The organism is Kitasatospora sp. NPDC007106, from assembly GCF_040634455.1.
In the GTDB taxonomy this organism is placed as follows: domain Bacteria; phylum Actinomycetota; class Actinomycetes; order Streptomycetales; family Streptomycetaceae; genus Kitasatospora; species Kitasatospora arboriphila.
On the sequence record NZ_JBEYFP010000387.1, the window covers coordinates 1 to 5,742 of the forward strand.

The window sequence follows — 5,742 nt, forward strand, 5'->3', positions numbered from 1 at the left end:
TCCGGCGTGCGGCGGACTCGGCAGTCGTCCGGACCGTACCTGCCCTCCGCGTGCTGAGAGCACTCCAGCACTCTCGCGCGTGCGTCCCGCGACCCGGTCCGTGCGGACCGCTGCGCAATCCGCTCCCGCAGCGCGACGGTTCCGTCCGACCGACGACGGGCATCCACCTCGGACAGGTTCCCGTCCTGATCGGCCCGACGAGTGAACCCGGCGGCAGTCGTGGCGGGCGTCGTTGCGGCGCTAGCGGTGACAGGCGGCCACGACCGCCAGCAGGACGAGCGCGACGGCTGCCAGCCGGAGGTATCCACGGCCTGCGCGCGAGCCGCCCCGGCGGTGCTCGACCTGTCCGCCGGGAGGAGTGCCGGGGTGCTTGGCGGCGTAGTGAGCGATCTGTTGCCGCTCACCCTCGGCGGTGCTGAGCCAGGGGGTCTTGAAGCTGCACTCGCCGCACCAGTAGCGGTGGGCCACGTCGACTCCTCGCCTGTCGTTGGTGCGCACACGGGGCACCGATGGTGACCTCAGTCATGTTCGGTGAACAGGTCAGGGAACAGGCCATCGGTGACCGGCCATCGTGGGTAGGCTCGCCGCCGTTCGTACCGGCAAGTAGGAGGAGCACGGTGAAGGATCGGCTCGGCACCCTGTTACGCCGACAGCGCGATCTCGCGGGCCTGACGCAGGAACAGTTGGCAGAGCGGTCAGGGGTGAGCGTTCGCACCATCCGCCGGCTGGAGAGCGGGAGGTCCACGGACCACCGGCTCGGGACGGTGAACCTGCTGGCCGACGCCCTCGGCCTGGGCGAGGAGGACCGGCGACACCTGGCCGCCGAGTTGACGAACCCCCGCGGCGGCAGCGCCTTCCCGGCGCCCGAGTCCGCTCCCGAGCAACCCGCCCATGAGCAACCCGCCCATGGGCAATTCGGTCCCGAGCAGCTCGTCCCTGAGCAACCCGTTCCCGAGCAACCCGTTCCCGAGCAACGCGTCCCCGTACAGCCCGCCCGGGCCGCCGGTCCGTCCGCCCCCGACGACACGCCGCCGCGCCCGCCCGTCGTTCTCGCGGCGCCCGCGCCCGTGCCGGTGCACGATGCGATCGCCGTCGCCATGAGCGAACTGGCGGTGGAGGTCAGGCGCCGCTGGCGGGTCGAGGAGACACAGCGCCGGGTTCACGATCCGTTTCCGCTGCCGGTCCGCTGGCAGCCGGCAGCCGCGAGCCTGACCGACCACGCGGAGAACGTCCAACGCCTCGGTCCGTGGGAGACCCCTCGCGAGGTGGACGTGAGCGGAGACCTGCGCGGCGTGGCGGAGGTGTACCGCCGGATCCCCTCGGGGCGGTGGGTGATCCTCGGCCGGGCGGGCTCGGGCAAGTCGATCCTGACGATCAGGTTCGTCCTGGACCTCCTGGAAGGCCCGGGCGCGAGCGTCTCCGGCCGGGTGCCCGTGGTCTTCGGCCTGAGCTCCTGGGATCCGACGACGACCGCGCTGCGCGACTGGATGATCGGCCAGCTGCTGCGCGACCACCCTCATCTGGCCGGCCGGGGCCGGCGCGGCGAGACCCTGGCCGCCGCGCTGGTCGACGCCGACCTCGTCCTCCCCGTCCTGGACGGCTTCGACGAGATAGCGGAGGGCCTGCGGCAGGAGGCGTTGGAGGCGCTCAACGGCGTCTCGCTGCCGCTCGTCCTCACCAGCCGGCGCGAGGAGTTCGCGGAGGCGGTCCGGGCGGCGCACGCTCCGCTGGTCTGGGCGGCGGGCGTCGAGCTCACCGACCTCACGATCGACGATCTGTCCGGTTACCTGCCGCGCACCGTCCGCGCGGTTCCGGACGGTGGTGTCCGTGACGGTGACGGGTCCACGACGGGGTGGGACGCCGTGCTCGAGTGCCTGCGCACCCGGGAGAGCCCGGCGGGTGTGCGGCTCGCGGCGGTGCTGACCACCCCGCTCATGGTCGTCCTCGCCCGCACCATGTACAGCGAGGCGCCCGACCGGGATCCCGCGGAACTGCTGGACGCCGCCCGCTTCCCCACGGTGAAGTCCCTGGAGGAGCACCTGCTGGCGGGCTTCGTGCCCGCGGTCTACCGGCGCCGCGCTCCCGAGCGGGACGTCGCCGGACGGCGGTCGCGGTCGCCCGTCCGCGACCCCGAGCGAGCCGAGCGCTGGCTCGGGCACCTCGCCCACCACCTGGTACGGCTCGACCGCGACCGGCACGACCTCGCATGGTGGCAACTCGCCGACTCGGTGCCCCTCCCGACCCGCATCCTGGCCGTCGTCCTGGCCACCGCACTGAGCGTCACGCTGTCCGACTGGCTGGTCGCTCTCCTGGGCACCCGGCTCGGGATCGGCGAGATCCTGGTGCAGGGGAGCCTGATGGGGCCGGTCGCCGGCCTCGCCTTCGGATCCGTCTACGCGGTCATGGTCGGCCTCGGGACCGGCACGGCCTTCGAACCCAGCCGCGTCCGGCTCGCCCTGCCCACCGCCCGGGCGGGCCTCGGCCGCCGGCCCCTGCGCACGTTCGCCGCCCGGTTCGGGCACGGCCTGCTCGGTGGATCCGTCATGGGTGTCGGCTGCGCCTGCGCCCTCACCCTGGAACGGGCACTGTATCTCGGGAGCCCGCTCACCGACCCGCGCGTGATCGAGAGCACGCTGATCAACATGGTGTGCCTCGGGCTGACGTTCGGCACCGCCGCCGGTCTGGTGTTCGGTCTGATGGCCGCCCTCGAAGCGCCCGTCGACGTCACCTCGGCGGCCACCCCGATCAGTCTGCTGTCCTCGAACCGGGCGACGGTGGTCCGGCAGCTCCTCGTTCTGGCCACCACCCTCACGGTGGCGATCGCCCTGAGCGGGCGCCTGGTCGTGGAACTGCTCCAGGGCCCGCTGGGGCCGCTCCGTTGGGGTCTGTCGGACGGCCTGTTCATCGGTGCGGTCGGGGGGATCGGAGGCGCCCTCTCCTACGTGCTCGCCTTCACCGCCTGGGGCCAGTGGATCGTGCTGGCACGCGTCCTGCTGCCGCTGAAAGGCGTGCTCCCCCGGGACCCGGCCGCCTTCCTCGACGACGCCTACCGGCGCGGGGTCCTGCGCCGGACCGGTGCGGTGTACCAGTTCCGCCACGTCCGGCTGCAACACCACCTCGGCCGTACCCACCGCCACCGGCACCACGACTTCGCACCGGCCACCTTCCCGCCGCGCGGACCGGTGAGCGAGAGCCCCGAACCACGGAGGCACGCCGGCGGTCGGCGGCGGCAATCCGGCCGGCGGACTCCCCAGTGACCGCCGGTCACCCATGGCCGGTGGCATGGCCTGTCCCGCCGGCCACCCAGGGGACCAGCATCGGAGCCGTCCGGTCCGCGGCACGCCACCGTGCCGCGGACACCCTCCGGTGAAGGAGCCCGATGAAGTCCCTCCGTCTGAGCGCCGCCGGCGCGGCCCTGACACTCGCCGCCCTGGCAGGCACCGGACCGGCCGCCGCCGCGTCGACCACCGCCGCGCCCGTCGTCACCGCTGCCCCGTCCGCCCTCCCCGCCTTCGCCGACGGCCACGGACTGATCCTGGTGCCCGGGGCCACCGAGGTGCACTCCGCCACCGACTTCACGATCACCGTCACCACGGGACAGCTCTCCGGAAGCCACCGGATCCGCATCCTGCTTCCCGGCGGGTACGCCGCGGAACCCGGCCGACGGTGGCCGGTCACCTACTTCCTGCACGGCGGCGGCGGCACCGTGGACGACGTCGCGGCCGCCCCGGCGCTGCACTCGGACTCGATGATCACCGTCGTACCCGACGGCGGCCTGAAGGGCTGGTACGCCGACTGGCTCATGCAGAACACCGCCCTGGGCGCCGCGAACTGGCAGACCTTCCACACCCAGCAGGTCGTTCCGTTCATCGACGCCAACCTGCGCACGGTTCCCGACCGGTCGCACCGCGCCGTCGTGGGCCTCTCCATGGGCGGCTACGGTGCACTGCGCTACGCCGAAGCCCGGCCCGACCTGTTCGGCCGCGTCGCGTCCCTGTCCGGAGGCATCGACTTCGGCATGGCCGAGATCCGCGCCGCCGTCCTCGCCACGGAGCTCAACGTCACCGGCGCCTGGTGCGCAGCGAGCACCTCCACCCCGTCCGGTACCGGCCGGTGCACCGGCTACGGCCCCTCCACGGACAGCGACGCGATCTTCGGCTCCCCGTACCCCGTCTTCGGCGCGGACCACGTCTGGAACGAGGTCAACCCGGCCGCCGGCACCAACCTGGCGCGCCTCGCCGGCACCGACATCACGCTGTACACGGGCAGCCAGGGGCTGGTCGACCACTACACCGAGATCGCCTCCGCCACGGTGAAGGCGCGCCTGGACCAGCTGCGCATCCCGAGCCGGTTCGTCGACTACGGCAACGGCTCCTCGCTGGCCCCCGGCTGCGACGGGGGACACGACTACGGCTGCTGGGCACCCGCGCTGGCCGACTACGTCCCCCGCCTCTCGGCCGCCTTCGCCGCCGGGGACCGGACGAGCTGACCGGTCGCCGGAAGCCCGGGTCACGGGCTCTCGCCGGACCGGCATCCCGACCACGGACGAGGCGAATGCCCCCCCGGGAGAGCCCGGTTCACCCGGAACGCCACCACGCGTGCGAGTCCCGCTCGGGAGCCCGACCCATCCCCTGTGAGCGGACCGACCCCCGCTCTCGACCAGACCAAGGAGAACACAGTGAAGCACCGCACGAAGCGACTCCCGGCCCTCGCCGCCGCCGTGGCCGCGGCGATCGTCGTACTGCCGTCGTCGGCGCACGCGCAGACCGGCGGTGACCACGCCGGCACACTGGCCGCCCTGAAGACGTTCCAGGCCGCCGCCGGCCCGGGGGCTGCCGTCCTCGCCGGGGACGCCACCACCTCCTACAGCCTCGCCGCCGGCACCGGGACGATCAACGCCAACCTCCCGATCCAGCCCACGGACCACTTCCGGATCGGCAGCCAGACCAAGCCCTTCACCGCCGCGGTGGTGCTGCAGCTCGTCGACGAGGGCAGGGTCTCGCTCGACGCCCCGATCGAGACCTACCTGCCGGGCGTCGTCGACGGCAACGGCTACCACGGCGACACCATCACCGTCCGTCAGCTGCTCCAGCACACCAGCGGCATCCCGGCCAACGACCCGCCGAACCCGCAGGCGAGTCCGGACGGGACCTACATCCTGGCCGCGCTCGTCCGGGACGGACTCGGTCACCCGCCGGCCTCGGCGCCCGGCACCGCGTTCGCCTACTCCAACACCAACTACGAGATCCTCGGCCTGCTCATCGAGCGGATCACTGGCCTGTCCGTCAGGCAGGCGATCACCACCCGGATCATCGAGCCGCTCGGCCTCGCCGGTACCAGCTTCCCGGCCGCGGGCGACCGCACCGTTCCCGCCCCGGCCGTGCACGGCTACCACGGCATCCGGATCGGCGCCCTGAACCTCTGGACCGACCTGGGGACGGCCCTGGAACCGTCGATCTACAGCACCTCCGGAGCCATGATCTCGACCCTCCAGGACGTCACCGCCTTCGACCGGGCGCTGGTGGGCGGCCGCCTGCTCTCACCGGCGACCCTCGCGGAGATGAAGAAGACCGTCACCGTCGGCGGCGGCCTCTCCTACGGCCTCGGAGTCGCCGCCCACACCCTGCCGTGCGGCGGCACGGCCTGGGGCCACGACGGCATAGTGAACGGCTATTACAGCGAGACCCTGGTCACCGCGGACGGCCGCCACGCCTCCGTGGTGACCAACGCCCACCTCGCGAC

Annotated in this window: 4 protein-coding genes; 3 read left to right on the forward strand and 1 reads right to left on the reverse strand. The window is 73.0% G+C overall.

What is annotated here, in order from left to right:
* Positions 1–240: 240 nt before the first annotated feature.
* Positions 241–468 (reverse strand): hypothetical protein, encoded by a 228-nt coding sequence (locus ABZ641_RS24160; RefSeq protein ID WP_359984799.1) that lies wholly within the window; start codon positions 466–468, stop codon positions 241–243.
* A 149-nt stretch (positions 469–617) separates the two neighbouring features.
* Between ABZ641_RS24160 and ABZ641_RS24165 the strand changes: the two genes are divergently transcribed.
* The 3 genes from ABZ641_RS24165 to ABZ641_RS24175 all read left to right on the forward strand — a co-directional run.
* The gene (locus ABZ641_RS24165) at positions 618–3,257 is read left to right on the forward strand and encodes a helix-turn-helix domain-containing protein (protein ID WP_359984808.1); all 2,640 of its coding nucleotides are present in this window, start codon (positions 618–620) and stop codon (positions 3,255–3,257) included.
* Between the two features lie 122 nt (positions 3,258–3,379).
* Positions 3,380–4,489: an alpha/beta hydrolase-fold protein gene (locus ABZ641_RS24170; protein WP_359984802.1), complete on the forward strand. Its 1,110-nt coding sequence runs from the start codon at positions 3,380–3,382 to the stop codon at positions 4,487–4,489.
* 189 nt (positions 4,490–4,678) lie between these two features.
* The coding region (locus ABZ641_RS24175; RefSeq protein ID WP_359984805.1) for a serine hydrolase domain-containing protein at positions 4,679–5,742 on the forward strand (1,064 nt) is incomplete at its 3' end.

Coding starts and splice junctions, on each gene's coding strand:
- ABZ641_RS24170 (WP_359984802.1), top strand. CDS start 3,380: ATGAAGTCCCTCCGTCTGAGCGCCGCCGGCGCGGCCCTGACACTCGCC.